Origin of the sequence: Pseudoalteromonas sp. S3178 (assembly GCF_005886985.1) — a bacterium.
In the GTDB taxonomy this organism is placed as follows: domain Bacteria; phylum Pseudomonadota; class Gammaproteobacteria; order Enterobacterales; family Alteromonadaceae; genus Pseudoalteromonas; species Pseudoalteromonas carrageenovora.
In genome coordinates this window covers 1-274 of sequence record NZ_PNCW01000516.1, presented here as the reverse complement: position 1 = coordinate 274, position 274 = coordinate 1, and the positions used below count along the sequence as shown (strand labels likewise).

Genomic DNA, 274 nt, shown 5'->3' with positions numbered 1-274 from the left:
AGCTACATTTGGTGGATTTAGAAGGCGCTCGTGATCCGAGCAAAAAGCAATGGCGCACTATTCAAGCGGCGACTAAGGCTTTATCTGTTCCCTTTCAGGTAGGCGGTGGTATTCGCAGTATTGACGACGTAAAGCAATGGTTAGATGCCGGAGCCGCCCAAGTGGTGATAGGCTCGATGGCGGTCGATAAACAGCAAGAAGTTGCTGCATGGATTAAAGCATGTGGCGCCGATAAATTTGTAATAGCACTTGATGTGAACAAAACCGAGAGTGG

At 48.5% G+C, this 274-nt stretch carries 1 protein-coding gene; it reads left to right on the top strand.

Annotated features, from left to right (window positions below):
- The coding region (locus tag CWC11_RS22005) for a HisA/HisF-related TIM barrel protein (protein ID WP_171038524.1) at nt 1–274 on the top strand (274 nt) is incomplete at both ends.